At 70.6% G+C, this 16,618-nt stretch carries 15 protein-coding genes; 6 read left to right on the forward strand and 9 right to left on the reverse strand.

Going from position 1 to position 16,618, the window contains the following annotated elements; genetic code table 11:
- Positions 1-84: 84 nt before the first annotated feature.
- A complete protein-coding gene (locus OHU35_RS10460) occupies positions 85-1,383 on the forward strand; it encodes an MFS transporter (RefSeq protein WP_189730964.1) in 1,299 nt (432 codons plus the stop codon).
- Here the strand turns inward: OHU35_RS10460 and OHU35_RS10465 are convergent.
- From OHU35_RS10465 to OHU35_RS10495, 7 genes are all read right to left on the reverse strand, one after another.
- Positions 1,373-2,473, reverse strand: a complete 1,101-nt coding sequence (locus OHU35_RS10465) for a calcium:proton antiporter (RefSeq protein ID WP_189730962.1) — start codon at positions 2,471-2,473, stop codon at positions 1,373-1,375. The genes OHU35_RS10460 and OHU35_RS10465 overlap by 11 nt on opposite strands.
- A gap of 63 nt (positions 2,474-2,536) precedes the next feature.
- Entirely contained in the window at positions 2,537-2,839 is a 303-nt protein-coding gene (locus OHU35_RS10470) for a hypothetical protein (RefSeq protein ID WP_189730960.1), read from the reverse strand.
- Between the two features lie 129 nt (positions 2,840-2,968).
- Positions 2,969-3,970 carry a TerC/Alx family metal homeostasis membrane protein gene (locus tag OHU35_RS10475; protein WP_189730958.1) on the reverse strand — a complete coding sequence of 334 codons (1,002 nt, stop codon included), beginning with the start codon at positions 3,968-3,970 and terminating at the stop codon, positions 2,969-2,971.
- A 224-nt stretch (positions 3,971-4,194) separates the two neighbouring features.
- Entirely contained in the window at positions 4,195-6,213 is a 2,019-nt protein-coding gene (locus OHU35_RS10480) for a TerD family protein (RefSeq protein WP_405505196.1), read from the reverse strand.
- Between the two features lie 77 nt (positions 6,214-6,290).
- Positions 6,291-6,869, reverse strand: coding sequence for a TerD family protein (locus OHU35_RS10485; protein ID WP_189730949.1), 579 nt, complete (start codon positions 6,867-6,869; stop codon positions 6,291-6,293).
- 139 nt (positions 6,870-7,008) lie between these two features.
- Positions 7,009-9,156 (reverse strand): excinuclease ABC subunit UvrB, encoded by a 2,148-nt coding sequence (gene uvrB / locus OHU35_RS10490; RefSeq protein WP_405505197.1) that lies wholly within the window; start codon positions 9,154-9,156, stop codon positions 7,009-7,011.
- A gap of 40 nt (positions 9,157-9,196) precedes the next feature.
- The gene (locus OHU35_RS10495; protein WP_189730945.1) at positions 9,197-10,066 is read right to left on the reverse strand and encodes an MHYT domain-containing protein; all 870 of its coding nucleotides are present in this window, start codon (positions 10,064-10,066) and stop codon (positions 9,197-9,199) included.
- Positions 10,067-10,351: 285 nt separating this feature from the next.
- Here OHU35_RS10495 and OHU35_RS10500 point away from each other — a divergent pair, with 285 nt between their 5' ends.
- Positions 10,352-11,224, forward strand: a complete 873-nt coding sequence (locus OHU35_RS10500) for a glycerophosphodiester phosphodiesterase family protein (RefSeq protein ID WP_189730943.1) — start codon at positions 10,352-10,354, stop codon at positions 11,222-11,224.
- 82 nt (positions 11,225-11,306) lie between these two features.
- A complete protein-coding gene (locus OHU35_RS10505) occupies positions 11,307-11,861 on the forward strand; it encodes a methylated-DNA--[protein]-cysteine S-methyltransferase (RefSeq protein WP_189730941.1) in 555 nt (184 codons plus the stop codon).
- A 39-nt stretch (positions 11,862-11,900) separates the two neighbouring features.
- On the opposite strand, the gene OHU35_RS10510 is transcribed toward OHU35_RS10505, so the two are convergent.
- The gene (locus OHU35_RS10510; protein WP_189730939.1) at positions 11,901-12,329 is read right to left on the reverse strand and encodes a VOC family protein; all 429 of its coding nucleotides are present in this window, start codon (positions 12,327-12,329) and stop codon (positions 11,901-11,903) included.
- A 102-nt stretch (positions 12,330-12,431) separates the two neighbouring features.
- Here OHU35_RS10510 and OHU35_RS10515 point away from each other — a divergent pair, with 102 nt between their 5' ends.
- Complete coding sequence (locus tag OHU35_RS10515) at positions 12,432-13,337, forward strand: pseudouridine-5'-phosphate glycosidase (protein WP_405509204.1); 906 nt, start codon at positions 12,432-12,434, stop codon at positions 13,335-13,337.
- A complete protein-coding gene (locus tag OHU35_RS10520; protein WP_405505198.1) occupies positions 13,334-14,287 on the forward strand; it encodes a carbohydrate kinase family protein in 954 nt (317 codons plus the stop codon). The genes OHU35_RS10515 and OHU35_RS10520 overlap by 4 nt, the downstream gene beginning before the upstream one ends.
- Before the next feature lie 112 nt (positions 14,288-14,399).
- Here the strand turns inward: OHU35_RS10520 and OHU35_RS10525 are convergent, their stop codons facing one another.
- On the reverse strand, positions 14,400-15,194 hold the full coding sequence (locus OHU35_RS10525) for a methyltransferase domain-containing protein (RefSeq protein WP_405505199.1): 795 nt from the start codon (positions 15,192-15,194) through the stop codon (positions 14,400-14,402).
- Positions 15,195-15,434: 240 nt separating this feature from the next.
- On the opposite strand from OHU35_RS10525, the gene OHU35_RS10530 reads away from it, so the two are divergent.
- Positions 15,435-16,562 carry a magnesium and cobalt transport protein CorA gene (locus tag OHU35_RS10530; RefSeq protein ID WP_405505200.1) on the forward strand — a complete coding sequence of 376 codons (1,128 nt, stop codon included), beginning with the start codon at positions 15,435-15,437 and terminating at the stop codon, positions 16,560-16,562.
- The last annotated feature ends 56 nt before the right edge of the window (positions 16,563-16,618 follow it).

A 16,618-nucleotide genomic window follows, 5' to 3' on the forward strand; every position in this document is an offset into this window, starting at 1 on the left:
ACCCTCCGCGCGCCCCCGTAACCGGCCGTCACCGTGGGTAGTTGACGCGGCATGCACGACGTACGCACCGTAAGGGCACCCTCCATGCCGCGCCTCGCGGCCGCCTCGCTCGCCGGCACGGCCATCGAGTTCTACGACTTCTTCGTCTACGGGACCGCGGCGGCCCTCATCCTGGGGCCGCTGTTCTTCCCGACCTTCTCGCCGGTGGCCGGGACGCTGGCCGCCTTCGCCACGTTCGGCGTGGGTTTCGTGGCGCGGCCGCTCGGGTCGGTGCTGTTCGGGCACATCGGGGACCGGCGCGGACGACGGCCGGTCCTCGTCGCCTCCCTGCTGCTCACCGGCGCCTCCACGGTCGCGGTCGGCTGTGTGCCGACCTACGACACGATCGGCGTGACCGCTCCCCTGCTGCTCCTGGTGCTGCGCTTCCTGCAGGGGCTGGGGCTCGGCGGGGAGTGGGGCGGGGCGGTGCTGCTGACGGTGGAGCACGCGCCCGCCGATCGGCGCGGACTGTGGTCGAGCTTCCCGCAGGTCGGGCCCGCCCTGGGGTTCCTGCTCGCCAACGGTGTCGTGCTGGGGCTGTCGGCGACGCTCTCCGAGGCGCAGTTCGCCGCGTGGGGGTGGCGAGTGCCGTTCTGGGCGGCGGGGGTGCTGGCGATCGTGGGGCTGTGGCTGCGCTCGTCGCTCGCCGAGAGCCCCAGCTTCCTCGAGCTCGATGACCACGCGCGCGTGCCGATCGCCGAGGTCATGCGCGACCACTGGCGCCTCCTCCTGCTGACCGGCGGAGCGCTCGCGATCGGCTACGCGATCTTCTACGCCGTGACGACCTGGTCCCTCGCCTACGGGACGGAACGGCTCGGGGTGAGCCGCAGCGTCATGCTGACCTGCATCATGGGCGCGGTGGTGGTGAAGGGCGCGCTCACGCCGCTGGTGGCGATGCTCGGGGACCGCTACGGCCGACGACCCATGTGCCTGGCCGGGTGCGCGGCGGCCGCCCTGTGGATGTTCCCGATGGTCGCGCTCCTCGCCACCGGAAGGCCGCTGCCGATGTTCCTCGGCTTCCTCGGCGCGATGCTCTCGTTCATCACGATGTTCGCCGTGATCGCCGCGTATCTGCCGGAGCTGTACGAGCCGCGGGTGCGCTGCACCGGCGCCGCCGTCGGCTACAACCTCGGCGGCGTCCTCGGGGGCGCTCTCACGCCGATCGTGGCGACGGCGCTCGCCGAGCAGGGCGGGCGGGTGCCCTGGGGCGTGGCCGCGTATCTGACGGCGATCGCACTGGTCAGCCTGGGGTGCTTCGCGCTGCTGCCGGAGACGCGTCCGGTTCCGGTGGATGCGGGGGCGAAGGCAGAGGCCGGGGCGGAGGCTGAGGCGCCTACGGGTTGATCGCCAGCTCCAGGTACGCCGCGAACAGCACCAGATGGACCCCGCCCTGGAGCGGTGTGGCCCGGCCAGGGACCACCGTCAAAGAGGCCACCACCACGGTCAGGGCGAGCAGCACCATGTGCGTGGCGCCGAGGCCGAGCACCAGCGGGCCGGACAGCCACACGGACGCGAGCGCGACGGCCGGGATGGTCAGGCCGATGCTGGCCATGGCCGAGCCGAGGGCGAGGTTCAGGCTGGTCTGCACGCGGTCGCGGCGTGCGGAGCGCAGCGCGGCGATGGTCTCCGGGAGCAGTACCAGCAGCGCGATGATCACGCCGACCACGGCCTGGTGCAGCCCGGCGGCCTCCACCCCGGACTCGATGGTGGGCGACACGCCCTTGGCCAGGCCGACCACGCCGATCAGCGCCAGGCCCAGCAGTCCCAGGCTGATCAGGGCGGTACGGGCGGTCGGCGCCGCGGCGTGCTCCTCAGCGGTGATCACGTCGCCCTGCCGGGTGATCGGCAGGAAGTAGTCCCGGTGCCGCACGGTCTGCGTCGCGACGAACAGGCCGTACAGGATCAGCGAGGAGACCGCCGCGAAGGTCAGCTGGACGGTGGAGAACTCCGGGCCCGGTTTGCTCGTGGTGAACGTCGGCAGCACCAGGCTGAGCGTGGCCAGGGTCGCGACGGTCGCGAGTGCGGCGCCGGTGCCCTCGGGGTTGAAGACGGCCGTGCCGTGCCGCAGCGAGGCGACCAGGAGGCACAGGCCGACGATGCCGTTGCAGGTGATCATCACGGCTGCGAAGACCGTGTCGCGGGCCAGTGTCGAGGTCTTGTCCCCGCCGTCGACCATCAGGGTGACGATCAGGGCGACCTCGATGATCGTGACGGCGACGGCGAGAACGAGGGAGCCGAACGGTTCACCGACCCGGTGCGCCACCACCTCGGCGTGGTGGACGGCGGACAGAACAGCTCCCGCCAGGACCAGGGTCACCAGCGCGACGACAGCCGCGGGCAGGTCGCGCCCCCAGGTGAGGGCCAGCAGCACGGCCGCGAGCACGGGCACCAAGGTCGTCCACTGTGCCGTGAGCGGCCTGCGCCGAGCGATCATGCAGTGATCGTCGCAGAGGTGCAGGGGCCCCGCACTCCGGTCGCGCGGGGCCCGAGCCGGGGCCTACTTGAGCTCGCTGGCGTCCAGAAGGTCGCAGTTGGTGTAGACCCGCTCGCCGATGCACAGCGCGCCCAGATGCTCCGCCATCCTGCCGGTCTCGGGGTCCTCACTGTTGCGCATGGCCTCGTCGAACGACTCGAACTCGATCAGCGCCAGATAGCGGCGGGGGTTGTCGCGGTCCTTCAGGAGCGTGCGGTGGGTGGGGCCGCCCGTCCGGCCGGCGAAGCGCCGCTCCGCGTCCTCGAAAATCTGCTCCATCTCGTCCAAGCGCTCGGTCTCGAAGTCGATGATCTGCACGAACTTCATGGCACCTCCAGCCGGCCACGGCGCCCCCAGGCCGGGAAACGCGCTCAGGAAACAAGCAAGCACCGGGACCGGCAGTCGGCAATTCGCCGACCACCGGTCCCGGTGATGGTTGTTCCTACGTCCGAGCGGTCAGACGTCGACGCTGTCCTTCGGAGCGCTTCCGCTCTCGCCCTGCGCCGCCTCGGCCGCCGCCTGCTTCTTGGAAGCCCGCAGGCTGGTGATCGTGGTGACGATCAGGACGGCACAGATCACGCCGAGCGATACCGGAATGCTGATCTCGGGGACGTGCACCCCGGACTCGTGCAGAGCGTGGAGCACCAGCTTCACGCCGATGAAGCCCAGGATGATCGACAGACCGTAGCTGAGGTGGACCAGCTTCCTCAGCAGACCGCCGATGAGGAAGTACAGCTGCCGCAGACCCATCAGGGCGAACGCGTTGGCCGTGAAGACGATGTACGGGTCCTGCGTCAGGCCGAAGATCGCGGGGATGGAGTCGAGGGCGAACAGGACGTCGGTGGTGCCGATCGCGAGCATCACGACCAGCATCGGGGTCATGACCCGCTTGCCGTTCTCCTGGATCCACAGCTTGGTGCCGTGGTAGCGGTCGGCCACACCGAAGCGGCGCTCGGCGGCCTTGAGCAGCTTGTTCTCCTCCCAATCCTCGTCCTCCTCGTCAGCGCGGGCCTCCTGGATGAGCTTCCAGGCGGTCCAGATGAGGAAGGCGCCGAAGATGTAGAACACCCACGCGAAACTGGCGAGGATCGCCGCGCCGGCCGCGATGAAGATGGCCCGCAGGACCAGGGCTATGAGGACACCGATCAGGAGAACGCGTTGCTGGTACTGCGAGGGCACCGCGAACTTCGCCATGATCAGGACGAAGACGAAGAGGTTGTCGACGCTCAGCGACTTCTCGGTGATGAAGCCCGCGAAGAACTCGCCGGCGGGCTGGCCGCCGCCGAACACCAGCAGACCGAGCCCGAAGAGCGCGGCCAGCACGATCCAGACAACCGTCCAGATCCCGGCTTCCTTGATCGACACGTCGTGCGGTTTGCGGCCGATGAAGAAATCGACCGCGATCAGGGCGGCGAGGCCCACGATCGTCAGGACCCATAGGGTCACGGAAACATCCACTGCGCCTCCGGCAGTCGTTAACGGCAAATGTCAGCGTCGTCGCTGCCGGAGGTCTCTTCCACCCAAGGATGGGCCGACGCCCCGGGATCTGGCCTGATCCGTATTGACGGGTACGCCGCAGCAGATAGGGAGTACTCCCCTCCGTGCCGATAACAGTACCTCAATCACCAAGAAAAGGTAAAGCGCTTGGCAAAAGAAGGATCAAAACCCCAGTTCAGGAGGCTTTACAAGCGCTTGGTGCGGGCTGTCGCGACCTGGGTGAGCACCTGCTGGAGGACCTGACTGCCCGGCGGCAGCAGCGACGGCTCGTACGTCCAGGCATGACCGACCCACGGGTCGGCGAGGTGGTCGTCGGGCACCGGCGTCAATCGCAACAGCGAACGCCACAGCGGGTCGAGCAAAGGCCCGTATCCGGAGGACTCCTCACGGTCGGCCACCATCATCAGATGGACACCGAAGGCGGGGCCCTCGTCGGCGAGATAGCGCAGCTGGTTCACGGCGCGGTCGTCGAAGCCGTGCGGGAAGTCGTTGACGATCAGCAGCTGCTGCGAGGTGTCGAAACCGGGCGGCAGGGAGTCGGCGGCGCCTCCGCGCACCGCCATCTGCACCAGGTCGACCCGCTGGGTGAGCCGGCCCAGCACGTCCGCCACCCCTGCGGCGCCGAGCGCGGGCGGGGCCGCGAGCACACCGCTCTGCACGAGAGGTGCCAGCGGCTGCGCCCCCGAGCCGGCCGGGTCGATGACATGGACGGTGAACTCACCCGCCGGATAGACGGCGAGCAGCCGGGCCGCGTGCGCGACCGCCGTCTCCATGCCGAGACGCCCCAGGGCGTGCGAGTCGGTGAACGAACCGTCGGATGATCCGGTGTGGCCGCTGTCGATCCACAGACCACGCTCCAGCGGCAGCCGGACCAGCATCGGGATGCGGATCCGGTCGGCCTCCGGGAGATGGAGGTCACCCAGGCGCAGAGCCATGGGAATCTCCATCGGCACCCGGTAGCCATGCCACACGGGGTTGTCCCAGCGGGCGTACGCCGGCGGCAGAGCCGGTTCGACGACGTCGGCCTCTGCCGTGAGCTGGGCGATGTCCCGGTCGAGGGCCTCCCTGGCCTGGTCGACGAGTTGTGCGTGCCGGGCGCGGGCCGCCTCACGGGCGGCGTCACCCTGCCCGCCGATCCGGCTGCGCGGGTCGGACAGGACCTGCTCGAGCTCCTTGTCCATACGGGACTCGGCGAAGTCGACGGCGCTGCGGTAGGCAGCGGTGGTGCGAGCCAGGTCCTCGAACATGCCCCACACCTGGTTGTAGAGCCGCTCCTCCATGGACCAGCCGGTCGCGTCGCCCGCGACGGGCTGAGCGGGCTGCCCGGGCGCGGCCGGGGGTGCGGTGGGCGGCGGGGGCGGAGCGGCGTTCTGGCGGCGCGGATGGCTGTAGTCGATCGGGCTGCCCGCGGTCGGCACGGACGGCTGGGTGACGGCGGAAGTGTCCGGTGCCGTGCCGGGATACGTCGGCTGCGGTGCGGGCTGTCCCGGCACGCCCGGCGGCTGTCCGCCGTACGGGGACGTGGGCGGTACGGAGCCGGGGGCGCCCTGGGGCGCGGTGCCGCCCTGGTCCGGGCCCAGGGCCGGGGACGCTGTCTGGCGGGAACGGTCGTTGTCCGCGGTGCGCGGCGGGGGCGCCTGCACCGAGCGGGCCAGCCCTTGGGCCACCGCCTCGTTGATGCTGCCGGCCAGTTGGTGGGCCTGGGGCAGGCCCTGGTCGGTGAGGAGTTCCGCGAGGCCTCCCGCGTACCCCTGGCCGACGGCGCGCACCTTCCAGGCGCCCTGCCTGCGGTAGAGCTCCAGGGCGACCACGGCCGACTCGGTGTCCAGACCGGTGAGGGTGTAACTGGCGATCTCGCCGCCGTCGAGGCCGGTGACGGCGACGAACGGGGCGGCGACGGCGCCGAAGCGGACCGGGCCCGCCCCGCCGGCGGGCAGGGAGAGCAGCACGCCGACACGGTGGACGGCCTCCGGCAGGGCGTCCAGGTCCACCGCGAGGCGGTGGTCGGCGGCGGCCTGCCGGGAGACCTCGAGCCCGGGCTGGGTGGGTGCGCCCGGATGGGCCACCCATTCCACGCCGTGGATCCTGCCGGTCTCGTCGCTGAGCGCGGCCGCGGCCACGATCGGCGTGCCGGCCGAGACCCGGATCTCGAGACGGGCCTGGGAGAGCGGGTGGTTCTGCCCCCGCACCAGCTCGGCCGTCATCGCCTTCGTCCCCCTGTGTCGTTGTGTGGTGTCGTGTGCCGCTCGCCGGCCCGCCCCGAGCGGTTGCCCCTGAGGCCTTAGAGGACGGGCAGAATCGTCGGCATGAGGTCCTGGAAGGTGCGGCCGTTGGCCGGGTTGCCCAGGGCCGTCATCGACCAGCCCGGGCCCGAGCGGTGCACCTTCGCCATGATCTGGGCCGTGTACTGGCCGCCGCCGGCCAGCGTGTAGCGGGCGAGCTCCTGGCCGTTGGTCTCGTCGACCAGGCGGCAGAACGCGTTCTGCACCTCCTGGAACGTCTGGCCCGTGAAGGAGTTCACGGTGAAGACGATCTGGTCGATGTGGACCGGGACGCGGGAGAGGTCGACGAGGATGGCCTCGTCGTCGCCGCCCTGGCCGACACCGCCGACGAGGTTGTCGCCGGTGTGGCGCACCGAGCCGTCGTCGCTCACCAGGTGGCGGAAGAAGACGACATCGACCGGCTGCTTGTCCGCGAACAGGACGGCGGAGGCGTCGAGGTCGATCTCGCGCGTCCGTGAGCCGAACAGGCCGCGCCGGGGAGCCGCCTGCCAGCCGAGACCCATCCGCACCGCGGTCAGGCTGCCGCCGTCGTTCTTCTGAAGACTGATGGCCTGACCCTTGGTCATGTTGACGGTCACGCGCTGATTCCCCTCTCGAACGTCCCCTGTTGCCGCGCATTCGCGGTTGACCAGAACCCTACGCAGCGGCACTGACAGTGACGTACCCCGGTCGGCGCTTTGTGTCGGTCTTGCAACACTGCGCGTACGCGGTCCGTTGTCAGGCCAGGCCCGCCTCCTTCATCTGGCGCAGTTCCTTCTTCATCTCGGAGACCTCGTCGCGCAGCCGGGCCGCGATCTCGAACTGGAGGTCCGCGGCGGCGGCCCGCATGCGCGTGGTGAGCTCCTCGATCTGCTCGGTGAGTTCGGCCGCGGGGCGGTCGGTCGGCACCGTCTCCTTGGCCCTGCCCCTGCCCTTGGCGGGCTTGGCTCCCTCGGCGGACTTGCCGCCCAGGGAGGGCACGGGTGCCGTGGCGCCCCCGCCGTCCTTGCGGCCCTTGCGGTAGCCCGAGCCGAGCAGCTGCTCGGTGTCGATGTCCTCGCGGGCGATCTGGGCGACGATGTCGTTGATCTTCTTGCGGAGGGGCTGGGGGTCGATGCCCTGTTCCGTGTTGTACGCGATCTGCTTCTCCCGGCGCCGGTTGGTCTCGTCGATGGCCTTCTCCATCGCCGGGGTGATCTTGTCGGCGTACATGTGGACCTGGCCCGAGACGTTGCGCGCGGCGCGGCCGATGGTCTGGATCAGGGAGGTGCCGGAGCGCAGGAAGCCCTCCTTGTCGGCGTCCAGGATCGCCACCAGGGACACCTCGGGCAGGTCGAGGCCCTCCCGCAGGAGGTTGATGCCGACGAGCACGTCGTACTCGCCGGCGCGCAGCTCACGCAGCAGCTCGACGCGGCGCAGGGTGTCGACGTCGCTGTGCAGATAGCGCACCTGGATGCCCAGCTCCAGGAAGTAGTCCGTGAGGTCCTCGGCCATCTTCTTGGTGAGCGTGGTGACCAGGACGCGTTCGTCCTTGTCGGTGCGCGTCCGGATCTCGTGCACCAGGTCGTCGATCTGGCCCTCGGTGGGCTTGACGACGACCTCCGGGTCGACCAGGCCGGTGGGGCGGATGATCTGCTCGACGACGCCGTCCCCGCGGGAGAGCTCGTACTTTCCGGGGGTCGCCGACAGGTAGACCGTCTGGTCGATGCGCTCCTGGAACTCCTCCCACTTCAGGGGGCGGTTGTCCAGGGCGGAGGGCAGCCGGAAGCCGTGGTCGACGAGGGTGCGCTTGCGGGAGGCGTCGCCCTCGTACATGGCGCCGATCTGGGGCACCGTGACGTGCGACTCGTCGATGACGAGGAGGAAGTCGTCCGGGAAGTAGTCCAGCAGGGTGTTGGGCGGGGAGCCGGGCAGGCGGCCGTCGAAGTGCATCGAGTAGTTCTCCACGCCGGAGCAGGAGCCGATCTGGCGGAGCATCTCGATGTCGTACGTGGTGCGCATCCTGAGGCGCTGGGCCTCCAGGAGCTTGCCCTGCTTCTCCAGTTCCGAGAGGCGCTCGCCCAGCTCCTTCTCGATGTCGTTGACCGCCCGCTCCAGGCGCTCGGGCCCTGCGACGTAATGGGAGGCCGGGAAGACGTACAGCTGCTGGTCGTCGCTGATGATCTCGCCGGTGAGCGGATGGAGGGTGGACAGCGCCTCGATCTCATCGCCGAACATCTCGATACGGACGGCCAGCTCCTCGTAGACCGGGAAGATCTCGATGGTGTCGCCCCGGACGCGGAAGGTGCCGCGGGTGAAGGCCATGTCGTTGCGCGTGTACTGGATGTCCACGAAGCGGCGCAGCAGCTCGTCCCGGTCGAACTCGTCGCCGACCTTGAGGGGGACCATGCGGTCCACGTACTCCTGCGGCGTACCGAGGCCGTAGATGCAGGAGACCGAGGCGACCACCACGACGTCGCGGCGGGTGAGCAGCGAGTTGGTCGCGGAGTGGCGCAGGCGCTCGACCTCCTCGTTGATCGAGGAGTCCTTCTCGATGTAGGTGTCCGACTGCGGGACGTACGCCTCAGGCTGGTAGTAGTCGTAGTACGAGACGAAGTACTCGACGGCGTTGTTCGGGAGCAGCTCGCGGAACTCGTTCGCCAGCTGGGCGGCCAGCGTCTTGTTCGGCGCCATCACGAGTGTGGGGCGCTGAAGCTTCTCGATCATCCACGCGGTGGTGGCGGACTTGCCGGTGCCGGTCGCGCCGAGCAGGACGACGTCCTTCTCGCCTGCCTGGACGCGCCGGGCGAGATCGGCGATGGCCGTCGGCTGGTCGCCGTTCGGCTGGTAGGGGCTGACGACCTCGAAGGGCGCCACCGTGCGTTCGATCTGGGAAACGGGCCGCATGGGATCCACCGTACGACCCCGCACTGACAACGGGCTCCGATCAGCGCTTCTGCGGGGTTCGGGAGCGGCTGTGCTCCACGGGACGGCGGGGGCGGAACCGCAGCCGGTGCGCGGAGTGGTGGACGGCGCTGTGGGTGTGGGCGGGGATGCCGGGCCTCTGCTCGACGGGGACGGTGGGCTTCCCCATGACCATCAGCGGGTCGAACATCACCACGACACCCGCGAGCAGGAGGAAGGCGAGCGGGCCGATCAGCATGGGCGCGAGCAGGGCCGCGGGCGACTCTCCCGAGGCGGGTGCGGAGGTGCCGTGGAGGTGGACGTCGAGGGCGGCCATGCCGGTGTAGTGCATGCCGCTGACGGCGAGCCCCATGACGAGGCTGGCACCCACGCTCCACAGGAATCCCCTGACCTGGCCGGCCGCCCACAGCGCGGCGGTGGCGGCACACATCGCGATCGCGACGGAGATGCCGACGGTGAGGGTGTTGTACTCCAGCTTGCCGTCCAGGCGCATGCTGGCCATGCCGAGGTAGTGCATCGACGCGATGCCCAGACCGGTGATGGTGCCTCCGGTGAAGAGGGCCGTTCCCCGGGCGCCCTTGTAGCCCACGATGAAGACCCCGACGCCCACCATGACGATCGCCACGGCGAGGCTCGCGAAGGTCATCGCCTTGTCGTAGTGGATCGGGGTCCCCCGGACCGTGAACCCCATCATCGCGACGAAGTGCATGGTCCATATGCCGGAGCCGATGGCGGCCGAGCCGAGGGCGAGCCAGCCGGGGCGCCACGACTGGGCGACGAGCATGGATCTGGTGGTGCACCGCAGCCCCAGGGCGCCGCCTAGGCAGGCCATGAGGTAGGCCACCAGGGGTGTGACCAGGCCGTAGCTGAATCCGTCGACCGTGCCCTGCATGCGCGGCTGCCCTTCCCGCCCTTTGCGTCCCGGAATTCCTGATGTGCCCCCTCCCAGGACCGCACGAGCGGTCAGGGTTGACGCAGAGAGTATGACTCCCACCGGAATGGTCGAACGACTTTCCGGCAAAGAAACACGGCCTTGCCCCAGTTGTGCGGCACCAGTGACCGGAGTTGGGGCATCTGCGTTCAACCTGTGGCCATCCTGCACCCCTCTCGCGTTGACCCTCTGCTGTCACAGTTGATCTGTCTGTGATGTCGCCGAACGCTCACGCGAGGAGTACGCATGCACGCGCGCGCCGTTGCCGCCTCCACCACCGCACTCCTGGGGACCGCCGCTCTCCTCGTCCCCGTCTCCCCCGCCGGGGCCGCCGACGCCGGGGGTGTGCCGCTGGTCATCGCCCATCGGGGCGCTTCCGCGTACGCGCCCGAGAACACGCTGGCCGCCGTGGACAAGGCGGCCGAGCTGGGCATCCCCTGGGTGGAGAACGACGTCCAGCAGACCAGGGACGGAGAGCTCGTCGTCGTCCACGACGACAATCTGCGGCGCACCACCGATGCCGAGGAGGTCTTCCCCGGGCGGGCCCCCTGGAAGGTGAAGGACTTCACCGCCGCCGAGATCGCCCGTCTCGACGCGGGCAGTTGGTTCGGCCCCGCCTACGCGGGCGCGCGCGTGCCGACGCTGGAGCAGTTCGTGGACCGCATCGAGCGGCACCACCAGAAACTTCTCCTGGAGATCAAGAACCCGGAGCTCTATCCGGGCATAGAGCGCCAGACGCTCAAGGTCCTGAGCAACGAAGGCTGGCTCGACAAGTCGCATCTGGCGGGCCGGCTGATCGTGCAGAGCTTCAGCGCGGACAGCGTGCGGACGGTGCACGAGCTGAAGCCAGGCGTGAAGACCGGCTTCCTGGGGACGCCGCCGGTGTCGGACCTGTCGGCCTACGCCGGCTTCGCCGACCAGATCAACCCGTCGTACGGCTCAGTCTCCACGGCGTACGTCTCCGCCGTGCAGGGGTTCGACGGACCGCACGGCACACCCTTGGAGGTCTTCACCTGGACGGTCGACGACGCGGCCACGGCTCGGCGGGTCGCCCGGTACGGCGTCGACGGGATCATCACGAACAAGCCCGATGTGGTGCGGGAGGCCGTGGGCGGGTGATCCGTCGCGCCGGCGGTCGGCAGCCGCCTGCCGGCCTTCCCGCCGCGGGGGCGTTGTCAGTGGTGGGTCGTACGGTGGGCGCATGGACAGTCATGGGCAGGTCGAGCAGCGGGTCGTGTGGTGCGTCATCGACAGCGGCATCGGTCCGCTGCTGCTGGCCGCGACCCGCGAGGGCCTGGTCAGCGTGGTGTTTCATGCCACGGACGCGGTGCGGGACCGGGCGGTCGAGCGACTGGCGTCGCGCCTCGGCACCGAGCCCGTCGAGGCGCCCGGCTCCCCGCTGCTGGCCGAGGCGATACGTCAGGTCGCGGCGTACTTCGCGGGTGAGCGACGCGACTTCGACCTGCCGCTGGACTGGTCGCTGATCTCCGGCTTCAACCGGGAGGTCCTGCGCGAACTGGCCTCGGGCGTGCCGTACGGCACGGTCGTGGGGTACGGCGATCTGGCCGGGCGGGTGGGCCAGCCGGGCGCCGCGCAGGCCGTGGGCATGGCGATGGGCGCCAATCCGCTGCCGGTGGTGGTGCCCTGCCACCGGGTCGTCGAGAGCGACGGCGGCATCGGCGGCTTCGGGGGCGGCCTGGAGACCAAGCGGAAGCTGCTCGCCCTGGAAGGGGTGCTGCCCGAGCCTCTCTTCTGAGGTCTCGCGCCTGGTCGGTCGTAGTGCCGCGCCTCGAAGTCAGTCGTAGTGCCGCGCCTCGAAGACGTTGCCGTCCGGGTCCCGGAAGTAGAAGCTGCGGGTGGCCTTGCCCCGGGCTCCGAAGGAGTCGTACGAGAGCTCCGACACCGGTACGGCGCGTTCCTCGAGGCGTCCGAGAAGGGCGTCGAAGTCGTCTCGGGGCAGGGACAGGCAGACGTGGTTGACGGGGTGGCCGGCGCTGTCGGCGGCGCCGGGCAGCATCGTCATGCGTTCCGCGAAGGTCAGCGGCATGAGGTCGAGGATGGTCTCGTCGTTGACGCGCACGGAGGGGAACGGCACCCGGCCCGCGGCGAACTCGGTGAGCCTGAGCGGCTCCATGCCGACGGCCTTCTCGTAGAAGTCGGCGGCGGCGACCGGGTCGCGCACCCAGAGGACGACGTGGTCGAGACGTGCTGTGTGGTCCGTCATGCACTCCAGGCTCGTGACCTCCGCGACAGCCCGCAAGGGTTTGGCCCGGCGTGCCGCCCGCCAGAGATGAGGGAGGACCGACTGACAGGAGGCAGGCGCGTGGTGCTGGTGATGTCGGAAGAGGTGCGGGCGGCGCTCGAGGCGCGGCAGCCCGTGGTGGCCCTGGAGTCCACGATCATCGCCCACGGGCTGCCCCGGCCGCGCAACCTCCAGGTGGCCCTGGAGCTGGAGACGGCCGTGCGGCAGGAGGGGGCGGTGCCCGCGACCATCGCCGTGCTGGACGGGCGTCCCCATGTCGGACTGGACAAGGAGCAGCTGGAGCGGGTCGCGAACGAGGACGGGATCCGCAAGCTGGGCCACCGCGATCTGCCGCTCGCGCTGGCTTCCGGGGCGAGCGGGGCGACCACGGTGTCGGCTACCGCGCTGCTGGCGGCGCTGGCGGGCGTCCGGGTGTTCGCGACCGGCGGGCTCGGCGGGGTGCACCGGGAATGGACGGTGACGCAGGACGAGTCGGCCGATCTGGGGCTGCTGGCGCGGACGCGGATCACCGTGGTGTGCGCCGGGGTGAAGTCGATCCTGGACGTGCCGGCGACTCTGCAGCGGCTGGAGACACTGGGTGTCGCGGTGGCCGGTTACGGCACCGACCGGTTCCCGGGATTCTATCTGTCCGACTCGGGGCATCCGGTGGACTGGACGCTGCGGACGCCGGAGCAGGTGGCGGACGTCATGCGGGCCCAGGACGCACTCGGCGAGCCGGAGTCGGCACTGATCGTCGCCAACCCCGTCCCCGAGGAGGAGCAGCTCGATCCGGAGCTGCACGCGCGCGTGCTCGCGGACGCGCTGCACGCGTGCGAGGCGGAGGGGGTCACCGGCCAGGCGGTCACGCCGTTCCTGCTCGACTATCTGGTGCGGCACACCGACGGGGCCTCCCTGAGCGCCAACCTGGCGGCGGTCCGCGGCAATGTGCGCCTGGCGGCGCGGATCGCGGCGGCCTGGGCCCGGGGGTGACCGGGACCGGGGCCGGTCACCCCACGGGCTGTGAAGAGCGCTCTGGGGAGGGCGCGGCGCTGCTGGTGGTCGGGGACGTCGTCACCGATGTCGTCGCGCTGCACCGGGGGCCGCTCGCGGCGGGCACGGACACGGTTGCCTCGGTCCGGACGGTACCGGGCGGGGCGGGAGCCAATGTGGCGTGCTGGGCGGCACACCGGGGTGCGGCGGAGGTACGGCTGCTCGGGCGTGTGGGCGCGGATACGGCCGTCTGGCACGAGCGCGAACTGGCGGTCCACGGCGTGCGCCCGCAGCTCGTCGTCGACCCGCGGGCGCCGACCGGCACGGTGATCTGTCTGGTGGACCGGGACGCTTCGGCGGAGCGGACGTTCCTCACCGACAGCGGCGCGTCGTTGCGGCTCGAACCCGCCGACTGGTCGGACGCGCTGCTCGACGGGGTGGCCCGGCTGCACCTGTCGGGCTACCTGCTGTTCTCCGAAACGGGTCGCGCCCTGGTGACGGTGGCTCTGAAGACCGCACGCGCGCGTGGCGTGCCGGTGAGTCTGGACCCGGCGTCGGCCGGGTTCCTCACCGAGCTGGGCGTCGAGCGTTTCCTGGCGCTCGTCGAGGGCGTGGACGTACTGCTGCCCAGCCGGGACGAGGCGTGCCTGCTGACGGGACTGGCCGACGCGGCCGACGCGGCGGCCGAGCTGAGCCTGAGCATCCCGCTGGTCGTCGCCAAGCAGGGGCGCGAGGGAGCACTCGTGGCCCGTTCGGGGAAGGTGTGCGCCCGCGTTCCCGCCGTGCCGGCGACGCCGCGGGACACCACGGGCGCCGGTGATGCCTTCACCGGCACGTTCCTCGGCGCCCTGCTCGCGGGCGCCGGGCCGGAGGAGGCGACGGAGGAGGGCTGCCGGGCGGGTGCGCGGGCAGTGGAGCGGGTGGGCGGCAGGCCGCCTCTGCCCGGCTGATACGGAGCAGACCGCCTCTGCCCCGCTGATGCGGAGCGGCCGCCTCTGCCCGGCTGATGCGGGGCAGACCGCCCCGGCCCGGGCTGATACCCCACGCCCGCACCACCCCTGGCTACTGCTTGCGTCCCCACGCCGAGATCATCGGTGGCGTCGTGAGGTCGAGCGCGCCGGACGTGACGTTCGTGAGGTGCCGCTGGATGTCCTGGTCCGTGGCGAGGCCCGCGGTGACCAATTGGTCGCGGATCTGGCGGATCGTTGCGGACTCCAGGGCCGCACAGGCCGGTGAGGCGAGGGGGAAGTAGGCGTCGGCGTGGACGCGGGTCAGGCCGGCCTCCCGGAGCAGGCGCGGGAGGGTGCGGCCGCAGGGGAGGTCGGTCCCGCGGTCGGCGAGCAGTTTGCGGAAGCTGTGCCGCAGCCGGTTCGCGAGCTGCTGCTCGGGGCCGTACTCGTCGGGGCAGAGCAGGGGCTGAAGGGCGGGGTCGACGTCCTCGACGAGGAGGCGCCCGCCGGGGCGCAGAGAGCCGGCCATGGACCGCAACGCCCGCTGCCGGTCGGTGACGTGGACGAGGGCGAGGCGGGCGTGCACCAGGTCGAAGCCCTCCCCCGGCGGGTCCTGCGTGCCGAGGTCGTGGACGCGGACCTCGACGGGCGGCCGGGCGCCCCGGGCGAGCCGTGAGGTGTCGGTGTCGGTCGCGACGACGCGTCCGGTCGGGCCGACCCTCTTCGCCAGCCAGGACACCACGGACGGGCCGCCGGCGCCGACCTCCCAGCACCGCCAGCCGGATCCGACGCCGAGTGCCTCGAGATGCCGGAACGTCGTTGGGTCGAAGAGAGCGGCGAAGGCGCTGAAATGCTCTGCCGCCTCGGTCTGCCGGTTGTCGAGGAGGTGCCCATCGGTTCGCATCATGCCGCGATCATCCCAGTTGTCCGACTTATCCGTAATGGTCGACGCTCCGGTAAGGAGAACCGCACCGCGCCGGCACGCGTCGATGTCTCAGAACCAGGGCACCGGCGAGTCGTTCGTCCACAGCCGGGAACAAAGCGGAATGAGTCGTTTCCACAGGCTTACCCGCAGCTCACGTGGGCCTGGCAGACTGGCGCGCCAAGGCGCAGGAACGGCGCGAGGAGTGCACGCAAGGAGATCCGGATGTCCATGGCAGGGAATCTGCGGAAGGTCACGAGCCTCGGCGGGGTCGGCGGCCTTCGCAAGGTGGCAGGGCTGGCCAGGCGGCGCCCGCGCGTCGACCTGAGCCACCCGGCCCGCTCCCCGCTGGGCTCCTCTGTGGTGAACTGCGTGACGTACCGGGACGGTGTCCGCACCCCCGCGCGCGGGGATCTGGTGGATGTCGTGGAGCGGGTGCGCAAGCGCCGGGAGGGCTTCGTCTGGCTCGGGCTGCACGAGCCGACCGACCAGGAGTTCGCGGGCATCGCCGAGCTCTTCGACCTGCACCCGCTGGCCGTCGAGGACGCCGTCGAGGCCCACCAGCGCCCCAAGCTGGAGCGGTACGGGGAGACGCTCTTCGCGGTGTTCAAGACGGTCTGCTACGTCGAGCACGAGGAACTCACGGCCACCAGCGAGGTGGTGAACACCGGCGAGATCATGGTGTTCGTCGGCCAGGACTTCGTGATCACGGTGCGGCACGGCCGGCACGGCTCGCTGGGTCCGCTGCGCGAGGAGCTGGAGTCCGATCCCGGCCAGCTGGCCAAGGGCCCGTCCGCGGTGCTCCACGCGATCGCGGACCACGTGGTCGACGACTACCTGACCGTCACGGACTCGATGCAGGCGGACATCGACCAGGTCGAGACGGATGTCTTCGCGGAGACCGGTGCGCGGGCCGACCCGGGGCGCATCTACCAGCTCAAGCGTGAACTCCTCGAGCTGAAGCGGGCCGTGGTGCCGCTCAGCCGCCCGCTCGAGGATCTCGCCACCCGGCCGATCCGAGCGGTCGACCCGGAGATACAGGCGTACTTCCGCGATGTCTCGGACCATCTGCTGCGGGCGAAGGAGCAGATCGCCTCCTTCGACGAACTGCTCAACTCCATCCTGCAGGCGCACCTCGCGCAGGTCACGGTCGCTCAGAACGAGGACATGCGGAAGATCACCGCCTGGGCCGCGATCATCGCCGTGCCGACGATGGTCTGCGGGGTGTACGGCATGAACTTCGAGCACATGCCGGAGCTGCACTGGCGGTACGGCTACGGCATGGTCATCGGCGTCATATCCGTCGCGTGCGTGACGCTGTACCGGGCGTTCCGGCGCAGCGGCTGGCTCTGACGCGGGCCGTGACGCGCGGGGGGTGACCCGCGGGCGGGACCTCCGGGTGCCCCGCG

It is taken from the genome of Streptomyces purpurascens (assembly GCF_045040895.1).
Taxonomy (GTDB): Bacteria; Actinomycetota; Actinomycetes; order Streptomycetales; family Streptomycetaceae; genus Streptomyces; species Streptomyces purpurascens.